This window comes from Pseudovibrio sp. WM33 (assembly GCF_001623165.1).
Lineage (GTDB): Bacteria > Pseudomonadota > Alphaproteobacteria > Rhizobiales > Stappiaceae > Pseudovibrio.
On record NZ_LMCK01000146.1, the window covers coordinates 1 to 439 of the forward strand.

1 protein-coding gene is annotated in these 439 nt (G+C 54.7%); it reads right to left on the minus strand.

The window, feature by feature from the left end:
* Positions 1-285, minus strand: a 285-nt coding sequence (locus PsWM33_RS25190) for a hypothetical protein (RefSeq protein ID WP_206599038.1), incomplete at its 3' end; no start/stop codon positions are given.
* Positions 286-439: the final 154 nt, after the last annotated feature.

Sequence of the window (439 nt, forward strand, 5' to 3'; positions counted from 1 at the left end):
CCCATCACTCTTGCGCGTAATAAACGCCGCCCACTGGTAAGCCCCGGAGGTCCATGTTGAGCTGTCATCACCTGAGATAGATACTAAAAAACCGCCATTTTCGGCGGTTGCTTCAAACTCAATCCTTGAAGGGGCTTCACCTTCCAGTGTTCCCACATAGGAAAGCGTAAAATCCTCAGGCGGGAAAGTCTCTGCCAGCTCATCACACCACCACGAGACAAAATCACCCGCTCTAATTTGGGCAGGTGCCCGATTCAGCGGTTCATCAAATCCATTTACTGCCATGCATCACCCCCGCAGCCCGGCCACTAAACCGTTGCCTCTGCGCCTTGGTTTTCTCCGGGCTTTTCTGGTAGGTGCCCGTTTCGGCTTCACCGTTGTTTGCACCGCCTGTTCCTTGTCTTCCGCTTGCGTCTCCGGCGCTTCAGTTTGCGCCGGT